Genomic DNA, 18654 nt, shown 5'->3' with positions numbered 1-18654 from the left:
GGCATGAGCACCGACATCGATTGCGTCGTCATCGGCGCGGGCGTGGTGGGCCTGGCCGTCGCGCGCGGCCTGGCGCTGGACGGCCGCGAGGTCCTGGTGGCGGATGCCGCGGAAGGCATCGGCACGGGCACCAGTTCGCGCAACTCCGAAGTCATCCATGCCGGCATCTATTACCCGGCCGGCAGCCTGAAGGCGGAACTGTGCGTGCGCGGCAAGCACATGTTGTACGACTATTGCGCGGCACGCGGCATTCCGCACCGCCGCCTGGGCAAGCTGATCGTCGCCACCGATGCCGCGCAGGACGCCATGCTGGACGATATCGCCCGCCGCGCGCGCGCCAATGGCGTGGACGACCTGGAGCGCCTGTCCGGCGCCCAGGCGATGGCCATGGAGCCGGCCCTGCGATGCACCGCCGCGCTGCTGTCGCCGTCCACCGGCATCGTCGATAGCCATGCGCTGATGCTGGCCTATCAGGGCGACGCGGAAAACGCCGGCGCGCAGTTCGTTTTCCATACGCCGCTGCTGGCAGGCGGCGTGCGGGCGGACGGCGGCTTCGACCTGCGCTTCGGCGGGCAGGAGGCCATGACGCTTTCCTGCGCCACGCTGGTCAACGCGGCGGGGCTGCATGCGCCCGCCCTGGCGCGCCGCCTGGACGGCGTGCCCCGCGACAGCATCCCGCAGGCCTACCTGTGCAAGGGCAGCTACTTCACGCTGTCGGGCCGCGCGCCCTTCTCCAGGCTGATCTACCCCGTGCCGCAGCATGCCGGATTGGGCGTGCACCTGACGCTGGACATGGGCGGACAGGCGAAATTCGGCCCGGACACGGAATGGATAGAACGCGAGGACTACACACTGGACCCGCGGCGGGCGGACGTGTTCTACGACGCGGTGCGCAGCTATTGGCCCGCCCTGCCCGATGGCGCGCTGGCGCCGGGCTACACGGGTATCCGCCCGAAGATTTCCGGCCCGCGCGAACCGGCGGCCGACTTCGCCATCGTGGGGCCGGCGCGGCATGGTGTGGCCGGCCTGGTCAACCTGTTCGGCATCGAATCCCCCGGGCTGACATCCAGCCTGGCGATCGCCGAACGCGTGCTGGCCGCGCTGCCGTAAGGCGGCAATGGATCAGAAAACCAAAACGGACATTACCGACCATGCAGCACAACGACTACATCCTCACGCTCTCCTGCCCTGACCGCACCGGCATCGTCTATCGCGTCAGCGGCCTGCTGTTCGAACTGGGATGCAACATCCTGGATTCCCAGCAATTCGGCGACGACGAAACCGGCCGCTTTTTCCTTCGCGTGCATTTCGACCTGCCGCGCAGCACCGCGCCGGAGGACCTGCGCGCGCGCTTCGGCACGCTGGCCGGCGAACACGCCATGGACTGGCAGATCCACGATGCACGCCGCAAGGCGCGCCTGTTGATCATGGTCAGCAAGCAGGGGCATTGCCTGAACGATCTGCTGTTCCGGGTGCGCAGCGGACACCTGCGCGCGGAAGTCGCCGCTATCGTTTCCAATCACCCCGACTACGCCGGCCTGGCCGCGTCCTACGACATCCCCTTCCATCACCTGCCGGTGACGCCGGAGACCAAGGCCCCGCAGGAAGAACAGGTTCTGCGGCTGGTGGACGAACTGCAGGTCGACCTGGTGGTGCTGGCGCGGTATATGCAGATCCTGTCGCCGGCGCTGTGCCGGGCGCTGGCGGGGCGCGCCATCAATATCCACCACAGCTTCCTGCCCAGCTTCAAGGGCGCGCGGCCCTATCACCAGGCGCACCAGCGCGGGGTGAAGATCATCGGCGCCACCGCGCACTACGTCACGCCGGACCTGGACGAAGGCCCCATCATCGAGCAGGACATCGAACGCGTGGATCACACCATGTCGGCGCAGGACCTGACGCAGGTGGGCAGCGATGTCGAATCGCTGGTCCTGGCGCGCGCGGTGCGCAGCCATGTGGAGCACCGGATTCTGTTGAACGGAAACCGTACCGTCGTTTTCCGCTGAGGCGGCCGGTTGCTGAAGGATGGCGCAAATGCTAACGCGCGGGAGCGCGCCAGGACGGCGCGCTCGCCGCACGCCGGTCAGTGCGACAGGATCTTGGACAGGAACTGCTGGGCGCGCGGCGAGCGTGCCTCCAGGTTGCCGAAGAATTCCTCCTTGCCGCAGTCTTCGACGATATGCCCGCCCACGTCCATGAAGACCACGCGGTTGGCCACCTTGCGGGCGAAGCCCATTTCATGGGTCACCACCATCATGGTCATGCCTTCGCGCGCCAGGTCCACCATGACGTCCAGCACTTCGTTGACCATCTCCGGGTCCAGCGCGGAGGTCGGCTCGTCGAACAGCATGGCGATGGGATCCATGGACAGCGCCCGGGCGATGGCCACGCGCTGCTGCTGGCCGCCCGATAGCTGGCCGGGAAACTTGTCCTTGTGCGCGCTCAGGCCCACGCGGTCCAGCAGTTTCAGGCCGCGCGCGATGGCTTCGTCCTTGCTGCGGCCCAGCACCTTGACCTGGGCCAGCGCCAGGTTCTGGGTGACCGACAGATGCGGGAACAGCTCGAAGTGCTGGAACACCATGCCCACGCGCGAGCGCAGCTTGGGCAGATCGGTCTTGGGCGAGCCCACGGACGTGCCGTCCACGGTGATCTCGCCTTTCTGGAAAGGCTCCAGGCCGTTGACCGTCTTGATCAGCGTGGACTTGCCCGAACCCGAAGGCCCGCACACCACCACGACCTCGCCCTTGGCGACCGAGGTCGTGCAATCCGTCAGCACCTGGAAGTCGCCATACCACTTGCTGACATTCTTGATTTCTATCATTGCCATATACCTAAACCCCTGTAGTGGCGGCGCGCCTTAGCGCACGATCGCCATGCGAGCCTGCATCCGCTTGACCAGGCGCGAAAGCGTGAAGCAGATGATGAAGTACACCGCCGCCGCGAACAGATACATTTCCACCAGCCGGCCGTCGCGCTGCGCGATCTTGGCCGCGGCCCCCATGAAGTCCGTCAGCGACAGCACGTAGACCAGCGAGGTGTCCTGGAACAGCACGATGGTCTGCGTCAACAGCACCGGCATCATGTTGCGGAAGGCCTGCGGCAGGATCACGTGGCCCATGATCTGGAAGTAGCGCAGGCCCAGCGCCTGCCCCGCCGCCACCTGGCCGCGCGGGATCGACTGTATCCCCGCGCGCATGATCTCGCAGTAGTAGGCGGCCTCGAACAGCGTGAAGGTCACCAGCGCCGAGGTAAACCCGCCCACCGCCAGCGGACGGTCGGAGCCGACCAGCCAAGCGCCGATATACGGCACCAGGAAGTAGAACCAGAAGATCACAAGCAGCAGCGGCAGCGCGCGCAGCCCGTTCACATAGACCGTGCCGACCCAGTTGAAAAGCCGGTTGCTGGACAGCCGCATCATGGCCAGGATGGTGCCCAGGATAAGCCCGCCGATGGCCGACAGGATCGTCAGCTTGAGCGTGAATACCATCCCGTCGCGGAACAGGTAGGGAAGCGAACGTATGATGACGTCGAAATCGAATCCATTATTCATATCGTTCCCCTCAGTGTCCGCCGCCGCCGTTGGCCTTCGAGCCCACGAATCCTGGCACCGACACACGGCGCTCCAGCGCGCGGGCGCCGAACTGCACGACGATGTTCAGCGCGAAATACAGCAGCGTCGCGCCGGCGAAGGCCTCGAACACCTGGAAGCTGAACTCCTGCATGGAGCGCGCGGCGCCGGTCAGTTCCAGCAAGCCGATGGTGAACGCGATCGACGTGTTCTTGATCAGGTTGAGGAATTCCGACGTCAACGGCGGCAGGATGATGCGATAGGCCATCGGCAGCAGCACGTAGCGATAGACCTGTGCCGGGCGCAGGCCCATGGCCGTCCCGGCCATGCGCTGGCCGCGCGGCAGCGAACCGATGCCCGAGCGTACCTGTTCGGCCACGCGCGAGGACGTAAAGAAACCCAGGCAAAGCACGGCGGGCCAGAACATGCCCCAGGGCGGCGGCATTTGCTTGATGGCATCGCCCAGCGACACCGGCACCAGTTCGGGCACGACGAAATACCAGATGAACATCTGCACCAGCAGCGGCACGTTGCGGAAGATCTCGACATAGCACGTGCCGATGCGCTGCGCGAGCTTGCTCTCGGTGGTGCGCATCACCCCGATCACGGACCCCAGGGAGAAAGCCAGTATCCAGGCCAGCAGGGCCGTGGAAACCGTCCAGCCCAGGCCGCGCAGCAGCGCATCCAGATACGTACCGGACCCGTCGGGCGCCATCTCGAAAAAGATGGACCAGTTCCAGTTGTAATGCATGTGTAATCCTGCGGAAAAACCGCGCCGGCGAGATGCGCCGGCGCAGGGAAATCGGCGGGGCGCGCCGAGGGGCGCGCGCGACGGGATGCTGCCCGTCCCCGCCGATCATCGGAACGGAACGACGATTATTGCTTGTAGGTGGCCGGATCGCCCGAATCCGTGGGGTTGGCCAGGACCTTCTTCAGCGCCGGGCTCATCGGCAGGTTCAGGTTGACGTTCTTCGGCGGGATGGGCGACTCGAACCACTTCTTGTAGAGCTTCTCGACGGTGCCGTCCTTGATCATGGCGACGACCGCGTCATCGACCACTTTCTTGAAAGCCGGATCGTCCTTGGGCTCGATCATGGCGTAGGGCTCGACCGAGTAGGCCTGGTCGCTGATCATCCATTCCTTGGGGTTGCGCGCGGTGGCAACCAGGCCCGCCAGCAGCACGTCATCCATGAAGAAGGCGGCGGCGCGGCCGTTTTCCACGGTCAGGAAGGCTTCCGCGTGATCCTTGGCGGGGATGATGTTCATGCCCAGGGCGGGCACCTTCTTGCCGTCCAGGTAGGTGGCCTGGCCGCCGTTGGCTTCGGTCACCCACTTGATATTGCTGGTGCCGGCGGTGGAAATCACGGTCTTGCCCTTCAGGTCTTCCAGCGTCTTGTAGCCGGCGGACTTCTTGGCGACGAAGCGGTTGGCCGTCACGAAGGTGGTGGGCGCGAAGCTGACCTGTTTCTGGCGCTCCAGGTTATTGGTGGTGGAGCCGCATTCGATGTCCACCGTGCCGTTGGCCACCAGCGGGATGCGGGTGGAGGAGGTAACGGCCACCAGGTTGACCTTCAGGGGTTTGCCGACATTTTTTTCCACGGCCTTGACGATGCCGTAGCAGATGTCCATGGAATAGCCGATGGGCTTCTGGTTATCGTCCAGATAGGAAAACGGCAGCGAGGCGTCGCGATAACCCAGCTTGATGGTGCCAGAAGCCTTGATGTCGTCCAGGCGGCCAGCCTGGGCGGACAGCGAGGTGAGCGTGGTGGCAGCCGCGACAGCAGCAAAGAGCAGCGTTTTTTTCATGAAGATATTCCCATGGTCAGGAGAAACACCCGTACCGCACGGGTAATGCGGTCCGAGACTAGCGGGGTATTGTTTCAGAAAACGACGGCGAAACAATCGGTATTAGCCCTCTGATAAGGGGCGAAAAGTGCCTCTTATACGCTTGATCCGATACAGAAAAATAGCGGAAATCATGCCAACTGTTCTACAGCCGCGTGCCGTAAGCCGTGCTAGCGGCTGGTTCCGCCATCCGCGATTCCCTGCAGCCAGGCCTGGAATATACGCGGGGCCTCGGGCCGATGCCCGCGGTCGGGATAACTGAAATAGTAGCCGTGGGGCACGGGCAGGACGGCCTGCGCCGGCATGACGACACGGCCGGCATCCAGGGCCTCTTGCGCGAGGAAGCGCGGCACCAGCCCCACGCCCAGGCCCGCCTCCGCGGCGGCCAGCACCATGGAAAACAGTTCGTAGCGCGGGCCGCCCGCCGCCTGCGGCCCGAACAGGAAGCGGTTTTCCGCATACCAGAGGCGCCAGGCATCGGGCCGCGAATTCAAATGCAGGTGCGGCATGCCCGCGAGCGGCCCGCCGCCCTGTTCGCGGGCCCCCTGGGCCAGGGTCGGCGCGCAGACGGGAATCAGCTCGCGTTCACGGAACAGCAGTACGCCCCGTGTACCGGGCCAGACATGGTCGCCGTGATACAGGGCGCCGTCGAAAGGCTGGTCCTTGAATTGGAATGGCAGCGTGCGCACCGACAGGCTCACCGTAATGTCGGGGTGCAGGCGGTTGAAATCGGCCAGGCGGGGAATAAGCCAGGTGGTCGCCAGCGTGGGCACCACGGCGATATGCAGGCTGCGGCCCATGCCGGTGCGGCTGACGAGCCCGAAGGTGTCTTTCTCTATTTGGTCCAGGTGATGCCGGATACGCCCGGCGTATTCGGCGCCATGGTCGGTCAGCGCGATGCGGCGGCGCACCCGCGTGAACAGCTGCACGCCCAGCCGCGCCTCCAGGCTGGCCACCTGGCGATAGACGGCGCTGTGGGTCAGGGAGAGCTCTTCGGCGGCTCGCGAAAACGTGCCCAGCCGGGCCGTGGCCTCGAAAGCCTGCAAGGCGCTCAGGTTGGGGATGCCTTTTCTCATGGGATGAATGCCGCATCGGGGGCCGCGACGCGGATGCGAGGCGGGGAATGTGCGATTTTATCAATCGTCATGTGCATGGCGCGCAAATGCGCCGGCATGGGCGGATGCCTGGGCGGCGATCCGCCGCGGGCGCTATTTTGTAGCGGCTAGAAATATCTCGGAACACTACCTATACTGCGCGCTTTGCGCCGAGAGGTCCGCATGCCAGATCCGATCCCGTCCCGGAAAACCCGCCCGGCGCCGCGCCGGGCGGTCCAACTAATGTTCTGCGCCGCGACGCTGGCCCTTGCGGGCTGCATGTCGCTGTCCGTGCGACCCACCACCTACACGCCGGTGCCGGCCGCCGCGGCCGTGCAGCCCCTGCGGCTGGCCAAGGCCGTCGCCGCGCCCTTGACCAACGACGCGACCGTCGTGCTGGCCGAAGGGTCGCAGTGGCTGCCGGCCGGATCCATTCCGCAGGGCATGGTGTACCGCAAGCTGGGCGGCACCCTGATGATCGATGCCAAGCGCCTGCGCGAGGCCTATCCCGTCGTCGCCGACAACAAGCTCGTCGGTTTCTATTTCCCCGGCGAAACCTCTTTCACACCCGTGACCTACGCCACCACGCTGAACCTGGAGCCGACGCCATGAACCCCATCCGCCTGGCGGCCTGGATTGCCGCCTGCCTCATGGCCGCCCTGCTGGCGGGCTGCGCCGGCCCGCGCTACGCCAGCATGGCGGCTTCCCTGCCCGCGTTGAAACCGGGCGAGGGACGCATCGTGTTCTACAACCCCATGCAGGACGCCGGGGCGGGGCCGTCCGGCCAGCCCAAGATCCGCGTCAACAAGCAAGTGGTCGGCCGCTCCAAGCCCGGCAGTTTCTTCTACATCGACCGGCCGGCGGGCAGCTACGTCGTGACCGACAAGCTCTGGACCGACGACGGCCTGAGCTTCATGCTGAACCCTGGCGAAACGCGCTATGTGCGCTTCGTCGCACCCAGCCTGGGCAGCACCGGGATCAGCAAATTGAATATCGACCTGGTGGATTCCCCGAGCGAGGCCCAGCGGGAACTGCTGCCGCTGCGCTACTTTGGCGCCGCGCCGTCGGCGCAGGCGCAGGCCGGCCCGGGCGACTAACCGGGCCGCCGCCACCGGCGCGGGAGACACCGCGGCGCGGCTTCCGCGGCAACGTGCCCGGACCGCACGTGATTGTGCGTTTTTATCAATTGCGTTGTGCGCGTTTGGAACACTATCCTCACGGATATCCTAGCCCGTACTCCGTGAAACGACACGCCATGCAGACTCCGCAGCCCTCCCGCCTGGGCGGACACATCCTCGTCGACCAACTCGCCGCCCACGGCGTCAAGCACGTCTTCTGCGTGCCCGGCGAAAGTTACCTGGCCGTCCTGGACGGCCTGCACGACGCCAGGATCGATGTCACCGTCTGCCGCCAGGAAGGCGGCGCCGCCATGATGGCCGATGCCCATGGCAAGCTGACCGGCGAGCCGGGTATCTGCATGGTGACCCGCGGCCCGGGGGCCTCCAATGCGATGGCGGGCGTGCACATCGCCATGCAGGACTCCACGCCGCTGATCCTGTTCGTCGGCCAGATCGAGCGCGGCATGCGCGAGCGCGAAGCCTTCCAGGAAATGGACTACCGCGCGGTGTTCGGCACCCAGGCCAAGTGGGTGACCGAGATCGACCAGGTGGAGCGGATCCCCGAACTGGTATCGCGCGCCTTCCACGTGGCCACCTCGGGCCGGCCCGGTCCGGTCGTCATCGCGCTGCCGGAAGACATGCTGGTGGAAACGGCGGAAGTCGCCGACGCCCCGCGCTATGAAGTCATCGAAAGCGCGCCCACGCCCGCGCAACTGGATGAACTGCAAGCCCTGCTGCGGTCGGCGCGCGCGCCCATCGCCATCCTGGGCGGCGCCCGCTGGGATGCCGGCGCGGTGGAGCGCTTCGCCGACTTCGCCACCCGTTTCCAGCTGCCCGTCGCGGTGTCGTTCCGGCGGCAGATGCTGTTCCCCGCCGACCACCCCTGTTTCGCGGGCGATGTGGGCATAGGCCTGAACCCCGCCCTGCTCAAGCGCGTGCAGGATGCCGACCTGGTCTTGCTGGTGGGGGGCCGCATGTCGGAGATGCCCAGCCAGTCCTATACGCTGTTCGACATTCCCGTGCCCAGGCAGAAGCTGGTGCACGTGCATCCGGACAGCAGCGAACTGAACCGCGTGTATCGCGCGACGCTGGCGATCAATGCATCGCCCATCGCCTTCACGCAAGCGCTGGCGGCGCTGCAACCGGCCGGCGGCGCCCAGGGCTGGCCCCAGGAAACCCGGGCCGCCCACGATGCCTATCTGTCCTGGAGCGATCCCGCCGCCATCAAGACGCCCGGCGCTCTGCAAATGGGCGCCGTCATGCAAGTCCTGCGAGAAACGCTGCCGCCCGACGCCATCATGACCAATGGCGCCGGCAACTACGCCACGTGGCTGCACCGCTTCCATCGCTTCCAGCGCTACGGCACCCAGCTGGCGCCGACCTCCGGATCCATGGGCTACGGGCTGCCCGCCGCGGTGGGCGCCAAGCGCGTGTACCCGCAACGCACCGTGGTATGCCTGGCCGGCGACGGCTGCTTCCTGATGCACGGCCAGGAATTCGCGACGGCCGTGCAGTACGACCTGCCCATCCTGGTGGTCATCGTCGACAACGGCATGTACGGCACGATACGCATGCACCAGGAACGCCATTACCCCGGCCGCGTCTCCGCCACGGCCCTGCGCAATCCCGATTTCGCCGCCTATGCGCAGGCCTTCGGCGGCCATGGCGAACGCGTCGAATCGACGGAACAGTTCGCGCCCGCGCTGCGGCGCGCGCTGGACAGCCGCAAACCCGCCATCCTGCATTGCCTGATCGATCCGGAAGTGATCACGCCTACCACGACGCTGGAAAAGATCCGCGACACGGCACTGAAGGCCGGGCACTGAAACCCCGCCGCCGCGGCGGCTGGCGTGCACGGCACGCCGGACATGCCACGGCCTACGATTTAAAACCAGCGAGACCAGGAGTTTTCCATGTCATCCAACCCTTCCTTCCACTGGCAGGATCCGCTGCTGCTCGACAGCCAGCTCACCGACGAAGAGCGCATGGTGCGCGATGCCGCCGCCGCGTATGCCCAGGACAAGCTGGCTCCGCGCGTGCTGGAGGCTTTCCGCCACGAAAAAACCGATCCGGCCATCTTCCGCGAAATGGGCGAGCTGGGCTTGCTGGGCCCCACCATCCCCACCGAATACGGCGGTGCCGGCCTGAACTATGTGTGCTATGGCCTGATCGCCCGTGAAGTGGAACGCGTGGATTCCGGCTACCGCTCGATGATGAGCGTGCAGTCCTCGCTGGTCATGGTGCCGATCAACGAATTCGGCAGCGACGAACAGAAACAGAAGTACCTGCCCAAGCTCGCCAGCGGCGAATGGATAGGCTGCTTCGGCCTGACCGAGCCCAATCACGGATCCGATCCCGGCAGCATGGAGACCCGCGCGGTCAAGACGGCCGACGGCTACCGGGTGTCGGGCACCAAGATGTGGATCAGCAATTCCCCCTTCGCCGACGTGTTCGTGGTCTGGGCCAAGGTGGTCGGCGGCGACGACGACGGCAAGATCCGCGGCTTCATCCTGGAAAAAGGCATGAAGGGCCTGTCGGCCCCCGCCATCCATGGCAAGGTCGGCCTGCGCGCCTCCATCACCGGCGAAATCGTCATGGACGAAGTGGAGATCCCGGCTTCGCAGATGCTGCCCAAGGTCAGCGGATTGAAGGGCCCGTTCACCTGCCTGAATTCCGCGCGCTATGGGATCGCCTGGGGCGCGCTGGGCGCGGCCGAGTTCTGCTGGCACACGGCGCGCCAGTACACGCTGGACCGCAAGCAGTTCGGGCGCCCCCTGGCGGCCAACCAGCTTATCCAGAAGAAGCTTGCCGACATGCAGACCGAGATCACCCTGGGCCTGCAAGGCTGCCTGCGCCTGGGCCGCATGAAGGACGAGGGCACGGCCGCGGTGGAGATCACGTCCATCATGAAGCGCAATTCCTGCGGCAAGGCATTGGATATCGCCCGCATGGCGCGCGACATGATGGGCGGAAACGGGATTTCCGACGAGTTCGGCGTGGCCCGCCATCTGGTCAACCTGGAAGTCGTCAATACCTATGAAGGCACGCATGACGTGCATGCCTTGATCCTGGGCCGGGCCCAGACGGGCATCCAGGCCTTCTGCTGACCCGTCCGGAAGGCTGGACGGCATCGCGGCCTTGCACGCCGCGGAATCGTGGCCGGCGCGATTCCGCCGGCCGCGCCCCGCCGCGGTCGCGATCGCGGCATACCGCGGCGCGACGGATCCCGATACGAAAGATTACCCCCCGGCGCTCCGTTTCCCTTAGTCGGCCCAGTGTATTTTTTCTGCGGCGGCGCGCGCAAAGCGCGCGGCGATGGTAAGGGGAAGCCGACATGCAGAACTGGGAAAGAGAGCGGACGGAGCTGCTGCTCGTGGCCGACAACGAGAAGCAGTTCTATGGCCTGCTGCATGACATCGTGCGCCGGCTGGGATTTGAATATTATGCGTTGGGCATGCGGCTTCCCCTGCCGCTGACGAACCCCAGGCTTATCCTGCATGACAACTGTCCCGACGATTGGCGTTGGCCCTCGCAGGTGACATCCGCCATTTTCGCCAGGGTTGCCGCGAACCGGACAGGCGCGCCTGACGAGGCGCTTGTGTGGTCCACCGACCTGCCGGGCGATGGCCCGCCATTCTGGGAAGATGCGCGGACGCATGGCCTGAAGGCGGGGTGGGCCCAGGCGTGCCACGGGCCCATGGGCGTCGGCAGCGCCCTGAACCTGGCCAGCTGCGGCGCCCACATGCTGCTGAGAGACCTGGACGAGCTGTCTCCGCGCCTGACCTGGCTGGCCCATACCGCGCATCGCGGTCTGGCCAGGCTGCTGGTGCCGAAATACATGCCGGAAGCCACGACCGGTCTTTCGGAACGGGAAATCGACATATTGCGCTTGACCGCCGATGGCAAGACATCGGTCGCCATCGGGCGGATCATGCATTTGTCCGAACGGACCGTGAATTTCCACATGGAGAAAATCCTGCAGAAACTGGCGGCCGCCAACCGGACGTCGGCCGCGCTGAAGGCGGCCATTCTCGGGCTGCTGTAGCGGTCGTCAGAACAGGTAGCGGATTCCGACGTTGCCATAGACCGAACTCGTGCCATGTCCAAGCCGCTGCTGTCCCGCCAGTTCGCCATACACCGACAGGTTGGGGGTAAGGCGCCCCGTCGCCCCCACTTGCAATTGCACGGCGGTGCCGACCTTGCCCGGCGTGAACGAGGTATCGGCCAGCTTGACATCGTTGTCGCCACCCCACGTTTGCAGCAGGTTCGCCGCCACATAGGGTTTCCATTGGGGCGCTGACGGAACCGGGATGGATACCTTGACGCCGCCCCGCGCGGTAAAGAAGGTGTTGGTGTCCCAGTCGGTGTGCACGCCGTCCACGTCCGTGTGGTCATCGAAGCGGAAGGTCTGACTCATCAACTGCAACTGGGGCTCCACCACGAAGCCGTTGTCCAGCGCGAAGGCCTTGCCGGTTTCGACGGAGGCCTCCAGGCTATTGCCCTTGATCTTGCTGGCCTCGCTGCTCTTGTCGGTTTTCACGTCGCCGTTGAAGGTACCGGCCGACAGCACGCCATCGACGTACCAGCCGCTCTTGTGCTGCCATGTGGCGGTCAGCGCCACGCTGCGCGCATCCAGCCTGAACTTGCTGGACTCCGCGTCCTGGGTCTTGGGCCGGACCGAGGTCGAGCCGATGGTCACCGCCGCGCCCAGGCGCAGGTTCTGGTCCTGGTCGCGCAGATGCAGCCAGTTGCCGCCGATCTGCATGGCCTGGATGTCCTGGTGGAAATCGTAGCCGTAGTCGTCGAAGTCGCGGCTGGACCGGTAGCTGCTGCTGGCGGCGATGACGCGGCTGAACATCTCCGCGCGGTTGTCCGGCGGGGGGATGTCCTGGCCCCGGATTTCGCCCAGGCGGCGATTCAGGCTTCCCATGACCGTGGCGCCGTAGTTCTGCAGCGCCAGGGGCGCGACGAGTTCGGAGCTGGCCTGCGCGACGATGGCGGGACGTCCGCCGCCGCCCTGCCCGCCCGGCGGCATGCCGGGCACCGGATTGCCGTTGGGATCCAGATACGCGGTCTGCAAGCGGTAATCCCAATTCAGGGGCGCGGCGCCGAGCATGGATTGCGAGGCCGCGGCCTGCCCGGGCCCGTAGGCGAACAGCCGATACTGGTAGGGGCTGCCATTGGCCGCGACATAGCCGCCCGCCAGCGTGAATGCATTGGCGGACGAATTACCCGCGACCTGGACCAGCGAAATGCCCTCGGTGGGAACGGGAAGGTTGTTGAGCGCCGTATTCGTATTGGCGCCCGTCCCGGTCGTCTGCAGTTGCAGGGTCGTCGTCCCCGTCGCATTGCCCTTGATCAACAGGCGATCGGTGCTTTGATTGCCCAGCGCACCGCCGGTATTCAGGACGGTGTTCATCGCCACCGTGCCGCCGCCCTGGTAATCGCCGTTTACCGTCACGGATTTATAGGCGCCATTGACCGGCGCGCCGAACGCGACCGTCCCGGCATTGCCCAGGCTGGCCAGGGTGGTATCGGCGGTGACGTTCCACGTGCTGGACGCATCGTTGACATTGATCGCCGCGGTGCTGGAAGCATCGCCCAGCGACGGGGTGCCGGTGTAGACGCTTCCGCCATTCAGATTCAAGGTCAGGGCGGCGCCCGCGTCGGCCCGCAAGTCGCCGGACAATATCTGCCCGTTCGCGTTGAGCGTGCCCTGCCCGCTGGCCACCCGGTACAGCGACTTGCCGGCAGCGGCGTTCAAGGTGGTGTTGGACAGATTGACGACGCTGGAACCGTCCGAAACGATGGCATCGTCCGCGCTGCCGATGGTGCCGCCGGCGAATCCGACCGTACTGCCATGGACCGCGACGGCGGCGGTGCCGGCCGCCGTGCTGTCCACGGTGGCGGCGCCCATGTCCAGCGTGCCGGCATTCGCGATTACGCCGCCCAGCTGGCTGGCGCCGCTGAAAGCCAGCCGCCCGGCGCCGTTCTTGGTCAGGGTATAGCCCGCGCCATTGTCGACCGCGGCGCGCCAGGTCGTGTCCTGCCCGCTTTCGACGTTGACCGCGCCGGCCGCGCGCAGTTCGATATTGCGCCCCGACACGAAGCTGCCGCCGATGTCCAGGCCGCCGCCATCCAGCACGACTTCGCGGGCGGCCGTCGTATCGCCCAGATTGCGGTCGCTGGTGACCCGCAGCGTGCCGCCCTCGATGCGCGTATTGCCCACATAGTTGTTGTCGCCCGTCAGTTCCAGCGTGCCGGCGCCCTGCTTGACCACGAAGATGCCCTGGCCATTGGGCGTCGTGCCGTCGCCCAGGTGATAGGCCACCGTCTGCGTCGCGCCCGCGGCGACGTTGTAGGTCATGTTGTCATCCGCGCCGATGACGCCGCCCTGGCTGGCATTCGCGCCCTGGTTCAGGGTGATGCCGGGCCAGTTGTTGGCCAGGGTCTCGTTCGGCGGTCCGACGTCCGACAGATCCAGCCAGCCGCCATCCAGGGTGAAGGTCTTGGTGAACGTGCCGGGCGCCACATTGCGTATCGCCAGCACGCCGGACGCGATATCGGTCCCGCCGGCATAGCCGAAGGCGTTATTGCCGGACAGGATCAGCGTGCCCGCGCCTTGCTTGATCAGGCCCATGCCCGCGGCATTGCCGCCGGTCAGGGTGCCGGAGAAGGTCCCGGTGCTGGTGCCGTCCAGATTATTCACGCCGTCGACGGTCAGCGAGTTGGCGCCCAGGTTGATCGTGCCGTCGCCGGAGATCATGCCTACGTTGAAATTGCCTTGCGCGTTCGATACCGCGGACACGTCCAGGACGCCGGGGCCCGTCACGTTGAAGGTTCTCTGGCTGGCATTGGCCTGGCCGCCGACCGCCAGCGTCCCGTCCTGTACCAGGACTCCACCGCCTGTCGCGGCACCGAAGCCGAACACATTGGGGCCCGACAGCGTCAGCGTACCCGTGCCGGCCTTGGTCAGCCGGCCGGCGCCGGCGGCGTCCTGGATCGTGCCGCTGAAATCGGAATCCAGGGCAGAGGACACGGTCAGGTTGTTCGCGCCCAGTTGGATCGTGCCGTTTCCGCTCGCCAGGCTGTTGATGCGGCCCACCTGCACGCCCGACAAGGCGGTCGACCCGGAGATATCCAGCGTGGCGCCCGCCGTGGAGAAATCGAAGGCCACGCCCGTGCCCTGCGCCGCCCCGGCCAAGCCCAGCGTGGCCGTGTCCTGGATGTGGGCGGTGCCGCTGAAACCGGCCAGGGCATTGGCGCCGGTCAGGGTGAGGCTGCCGGTCCCGCTGCGCGTCAGGTCTCCGTTGCCAGTCAGGCGGCCGGCATACGTGGTCTGCGCCGCGCCTGCGATCTGCAGGTTGACGGGTCCCATCAGGACTTCCCCGGTACCGGCCGTTCCGCCGCCTTCCAGGGAATCCAGCGTAAACGTGCTGCCGTTGGTCCGCGGGCTGATATCCAGCTGGCCATAGTCGTCCACGCGGGCGGCCACATTGGCGACGGTGGCGTTGGGCCTGAACTGGATGGTGCCCACCGCGGCCGGGCCCGAGCCCCTGGCCCAGATTCCCACGCTGTTCAACGACGTCGTGCCGTCCACCACCGCCACGCCGCCATTCTCCGCCAGGATGCCCCAGGAATTCGCGCCCAGATTGAGCGAGGCCGTCTGCGTCGCGTCGAGGGTGACATTGTTGAAGTTGACACGGCTGTTGGCGCCGTTGACATCGATCGCCGCGCCGCCGTCGCCCGTCACGCTGATCCGGGGCAGCGTTGTCGTGCCGGGCGCGGCCGTCGGATCGAAGGTGACCACCGCCCCGTTGCCGACCACGATGCCGTGCGCGCCGGCGCCCGCTGCCTGGATCAGCGTGTTGGGGCCAAAAGTGACGCTGCTGCCCGCTGAATTGAGGCGTACCGCGTCGCTGGCGTTCGCGCCGGCCGAAATGGTGGCGTCGGCCAGCGTGGCCGTGCCCGCGGTGGTGGCCGAACCGATCGCCAGGCCGACGGCGCCGCTGCCCGTCGCATTCACGGTCAACGGCGTGGTGTTGCCCAGGGTCAGGCTGGCGCCGCTCTCGACGGAAAGGCCGGTGGAGCCCGTGCCCGTGGCATTGATAGTGGCGCCGTTCAAGGTCAGGCTGGACGAGCTGACCACCTGTGCGCCGATGGACGGGCCGGCCACGCCGATGGATCCGCCGTTGAAATTGACGATCGTGCCACTGCCGCCGCCGACCAGAAGCCCGGTGGCGCCCGCGCCCGAGGTCTGGATCGCAGTGTTGGTGAGCGTGGAGGTGCCGCTGGCGGTCAGCAGTACCCCGACCGACTGGTCGCCGGTGGTGGTGAAACCCGCGCCCTGGATGTTGAGATTCTGCAGCACACCCTGCAGGTCGGCGCCCAGGGCGTTGGTGCCCGTGGTAAAGACCTGCGTACCCGTGATGTTCAGGGTGCTGGACTGCCCCGGGCCACCGCGCAGGCGTATGCCCGAGATGGCATTCCCCAATCCCGTTCCGCCGTTGCCGTGGACGTTCAATACCGTATTGGCATCCATGGTGACGGTAGAGGCGCCGGACACGTTCACGGCATTCGACCCATTGCCTTCGACGGTGACGCTGGTGCCCACCAGATTGACGTTGGCGCCGTTCTGCGCGACCACGCCATCCGAGCCCAGGCCATGTGTCAGGATGGTGTTGTTGCCGGGCGCCGTCAAGGTCGCCCCGTCGGCCAGCAGCCCGGCCTCCGCATCGTTGCAGGTCTCGACGCTCTGGCCGACGGCCAGGCTGGCCGTTTGCGTGGGGCCGCAGGCGGCATAGGCGGAATTCGACATGAACACCAGGACTGCCGCGGTCCCGCCCAGCCAGGCCGATCCCCCAGCGATGCGACGACGGGAGGATGCGCCGGCCACGCAGGCCGACCGCCCGCCGTCCGATGACGGATTGCCCTTCGCGATTTCCGATGCCGCCACCAGCTGGCCGGTTTTCCTGTTCCGTATCAAACGATAGATGCGATTCATCCCTGTACGCCGTCCATGTGAACCCGACACCCTTGTCGGAATTTTCTTAAACGAAACTTCTCGAAGCGCACGAGGTTAGATTGCCGTCGCGCGACGTTGAATAAGAAAATTCGTATGGGTGTACACATGGGCGTCGCGCGATCCATCATCACGGCGCAGCCGTCGCCAGCGCGACGGTCAAGGTGTCGGACCAGATGGAGACGCCGCTGCGCCGCACTTCGTACTGCGCCACCAGCGTGGCATTCGCGCCGTCGAAGCCGCTCAGCTGGTTCTCGGAGAACACGAAGGAAAAGTCTCCCCACTGTTCATCGACGGGTATGGCGTATTCGGGACTGGAAAGGGTGACGATCCGGGGGTTGCCGGTCTGGGGGAACAGGCCGTTCAGGTACAGGCTCATGACGACCGTGTCGCCGGGCTGGAAGGCGGTGTAGGACTGCGGGACGAAGACCTGCAAGCCGCCCGCGATGATATCGGGCGTCACCGTCGCCGGCTTGCCCGGGAGATACGGCGGCAGGCCCTTCAATGCGCCGCTGGGACGCTGCGGCGCGGCCGGCGGCACGGTACCGAGCACGTTCACCGGCAGGTAATTGGAGTCTTCCCCGTTGGCGCTGACGGCGGGCACCACCGTATAGGCCACGACGTTCGGTGTCTTTTCAGTCGCCTCCAGGGACATGAAGTACCGCTTCGGGATCTTGATGGTGTCGCCCACCTTGAGCTTGTAGGCATCGGTCATGATGCCGTTCAGCCAGCAGCCCACGTAGATCTGGGCGCCGTTCTGCATCCACGTCAGGGTGGCATCGGCGTTGATGGTGATGGGAACGCCCGCATCGTCGTAATCGTCGAGGTTCACGGGATCGGTTATTTCCGGCACCTGGACCCCGGCGTCGATCCAGGGCGTGCCCAGGGCGGAAAAAGTCAGCGGGAAGGCCCGCGTCGTGACGCCTCCCCAGGTGGCGGACATCAGCACGATGGACGGCGCGGTATTGGCGAATTTCAGCGCGGCGCGACCGGTGGGATCCGTATACGTCAGGAAGGTATTGCCCGTCACGTCGGCGGGATCCAGCTGCGGGTCCTTGTTATCTGCCGTCAGCACATAGGTGGGATTGGCCGGATGGCCGCGCCATGTCACCTTGTTGTTGTTCAGGGGGGTTCCCTCGTCCGCGTCGCTCAACCAAAGCGTGACCATCATCACCTGGTCCGGGTCCGGATCATTGGGATCGAAGGGCGACACCTGCGGGTCCGCGGTTTCGCCATAAGTGCGGCTGATGCTGTATTGCATGCGCGGCCGGGCGCAGCGATACAAGGCCGTGCAGTGGCCGGCGTCGGGCGCCTCGGTATCCCAGACGGAAACCAGGACCATGAATTGGCTATCGGTGCCCGGCCGGCTCTTGATGCCGAAGCTGAAGCTGGCCTGTCCGCCCTGGACGGTGGCGGTGCCCGTCTTGGCGCCCGCCAGCGACGCCACGGGGATCACCGACCACGAGACAGAGGTGCCGGTTATGCCGCTTACCAGGATTTTCAGCGTATTGACGGTGCCGACGATCAGTTGGGTATCGGGGCCTGGATTGTTGAACTGGACGTTCATGAGCGTCACCTGAGAATGGGTTCGTACCGCGCCACTGCCACGCCATCGGCGCACCGCTTCCGCACCACTGCACCACTGCACCACTGCACCACCGCGCACGCCACACGCCATGTGGCACACGCCCCGCATGGCCGCCGGATCCGCTACGCGGGGGGCCAGCCGAAGATATGTACAGTGGCGGAATAAACGTTTTGGTTCACGTCGTCGTCATCCTGCAGGCCGTACAAGGTCACGGTGTACGCGTACTGGCGGTCCAGCTGCATGGGCAGCGACACGGAGATCGCGGCGGGATCCCGGACGAAAAAGGCGTTGTATCCGTTGGGCCAATCGATACGCACCCAGAAGCCGACGTTGCCCGCCAGGGTCAGCAGATCCCAGGTCGCGCTGACGATGCCCGCGGGATCGTAGGTGGCCGTCTTGAGATTTATCGGATAAGCCAT

The 18654-nt window shown here is 66.0% G+C and carries 15 protein-coding genes; 7 read left to right on the top strand and 8 right to left on the bottom strand.

Going from position 1 to position 18654, the window contains the following annotated elements; all coding sequences use genetic code 11:
* Positions 1 to 3 precede the first annotated feature (3 nt).
* The gene (locus BAU06_RS05280; protein ID WP_066345209.1) at positions 4 to 1110 is read left to right on the top strand and encodes an NAD(P)/FAD-dependent oxidoreductase; all 1107 of its coding nucleotides are present in this window, start codon (positions 4 to 6) and stop codon (positions 1108 to 1110) included.
* Positions 1111 to 1151: 41 nt separating this feature from the next.
* Positions 1152 to 2006, top strand: coding sequence for a formyltetrahydrofolate deformylase (gene purU / locus BAU06_RS05275; RefSeq protein WP_066345206.1), 855 nt, complete (start codon positions 1152 to 1154; stop codon positions 2004 to 2006).
* A gap of 77 nt (positions 2007 to 2083) precedes the next feature.
* Here purU and BAU06_RS05270 read toward each other — a convergent pair whose 3' ends face one another.
* From BAU06_RS05270 to BAU06_RS05250, 5 genes are all read right to left on the bottom strand, one after another.
* Positions 2084 to 2821 carry an amino acid ABC transporter ATP-binding protein gene (locus BAU06_RS05270; protein WP_066345205.1) on the bottom strand — a complete coding sequence of 246 codons (738 nt, stop codon included), beginning with the start codon at positions 2819 to 2821 and terminating at the stop codon, positions 2084 to 2086.
* Positions 2822 to 2857: 36 nt separating this feature from the next.
* Complete coding sequence (locus tag BAU06_RS05265; RefSeq protein ID WP_066345204.1) at positions 2858 to 3550, bottom strand: amino acid ABC transporter permease; 693 nt, start codon at positions 3548 to 3550, stop codon at positions 2858 to 2860.
* A 10-nt stretch (positions 3551 to 3560) separates the two neighbouring features.
* On the bottom strand, positions 3561 to 4319 hold the full coding sequence (locus BAU06_RS05260; protein ID WP_066345203.1) for an amino acid ABC transporter permease: 759 nt from the start codon (positions 4317 to 4319) through the stop codon (positions 3561 to 3563).
* A gap of 125 nt (positions 4320 to 4444) precedes the next feature.
* Positions 4445 to 5374, bottom strand: coding sequence for an amino acid ABC transporter substrate-binding protein (locus tag BAU06_RS05255; protein WP_066345199.1), 930 nt, complete (start codon positions 5372 to 5374; stop codon positions 4445 to 4447).
* A gap of 209 nt (positions 5375 to 5583) precedes the next feature.
* Positions 5584 to 6489 (bottom strand): LysR substrate-binding domain-containing protein, encoded by a 906-nt coding sequence (locus BAU06_RS05250; protein WP_066345197.1) that lies wholly within the window; start codon positions 6487 to 6489, stop codon positions 5584 to 5586.
* Positions 6490 to 6786: 297 nt separating this feature from the next.
* On the opposite strand from BAU06_RS05250, the gene BAU06_RS05245 reads away from it, so the two are divergent.
* The 5 genes from BAU06_RS05245 to BAU06_RS05225 all read left to right on the top strand — a co-directional run bounded on the left by BAU06_RS05245 (position 6787) and on the right by BAU06_RS05225 (position 11670).
* Positions 6787 to 7119 (top strand): hypothetical protein, encoded by a 333-nt coding sequence (locus tag BAU06_RS05245; RefSeq protein WP_156770154.1) that lies wholly within the window; start codon positions 6787 to 6789, stop codon positions 7117 to 7119.
* Entirely contained in the window at positions 7116 to 7604 is a 489-nt protein-coding gene (locus BAU06_RS05240) for a hypothetical protein (RefSeq protein WP_066345193.1), read from the top strand. Before BAU06_RS05245 ends, BAU06_RS05240 begins: the two co-directional genes overlap by 4 nt.
* Positions 7605 to 7762: 158 nt before the next feature.
* Positions 7763 to 9451 (top strand): thiamine pyrophosphate-binding protein, encoded by a 1689-nt coding sequence (locus BAU06_RS05235; RefSeq protein ID WP_066345191.1) that lies wholly within the window; start codon positions 7763 to 7765, stop codon positions 9449 to 9451.
* A gap of 87 nt (positions 9452 to 9538) precedes the next feature.
* A complete protein-coding gene (locus BAU06_RS05230; RefSeq protein ID WP_066345189.1) occupies positions 9539 to 10732 on the top strand; it encodes an acyl-CoA dehydrogenase in 1194 nt (397 codons plus the stop codon).
* A 227-nt stretch (positions 10733 to 10959) separates the two neighbouring features.
* On the top strand, positions 10960 to 11670 hold the full coding sequence (locus tag BAU06_RS05225) for an autoinducer binding domain-containing protein (protein WP_066345187.1): 711 nt from the start codon (positions 10960 to 10962) through the stop codon (positions 11668 to 11670).
* A gap of 6 nt (positions 11671 to 11676) precedes the next feature.
* On the opposite strand, the gene BAU06_RS05220 is transcribed toward BAU06_RS05225, so the two are convergent.
* The 3 genes from BAU06_RS05220 to BAU06_RS05210 all read right to left on the bottom strand — a co-directional run bounded on the left by BAU06_RS05220 (position 11677) and on the right by BAU06_RS05210 (position 18654).
* Complete coding sequence (locus tag BAU06_RS05220; RefSeq protein ID WP_066345185.1) at positions 11677 to 16629, bottom strand: autotransporter outer membrane beta-barrel domain-containing protein; 4953 nt, start codon at positions 16627 to 16629, stop codon at positions 11677 to 11679.
* A 148-nt stretch (positions 16630 to 16777) separates the two neighbouring features.
* Positions 16778 to 18214: a hypothetical protein gene (locus tag BAU06_RS05215; RefSeq protein ID WP_066345184.1), complete on the bottom strand. Its 1437-nt coding sequence runs from the start codon at positions 18212 to 18214 to the stop codon at positions 16778 to 16780.
* A gap of 143 nt (positions 18215 to 18357) precedes the next feature.
* Positions 18358 to 18654 (bottom strand): hypothetical protein, encoded by a 297-nt coding sequence (locus tag BAU06_RS05210; RefSeq protein ID WP_066345177.1) that lies wholly within the window; start codon positions 18652 to 18654, stop codon positions 18358 to 18360.

The organism is Bordetella bronchialis, assembly GCF_001676705.1.
GTDB classification, from domain to species: Bacteria; Pseudomonadota; Gammaproteobacteria; order Burkholderiales; family Burkholderiaceae_B; genus Bordetella_C; species Bordetella_C bronchialis.
The sequence above is the reverse complement of the archived record's forward strand: the minus strand, read 5'-3'. Positions and strand labels throughout refer to the sequence as shown.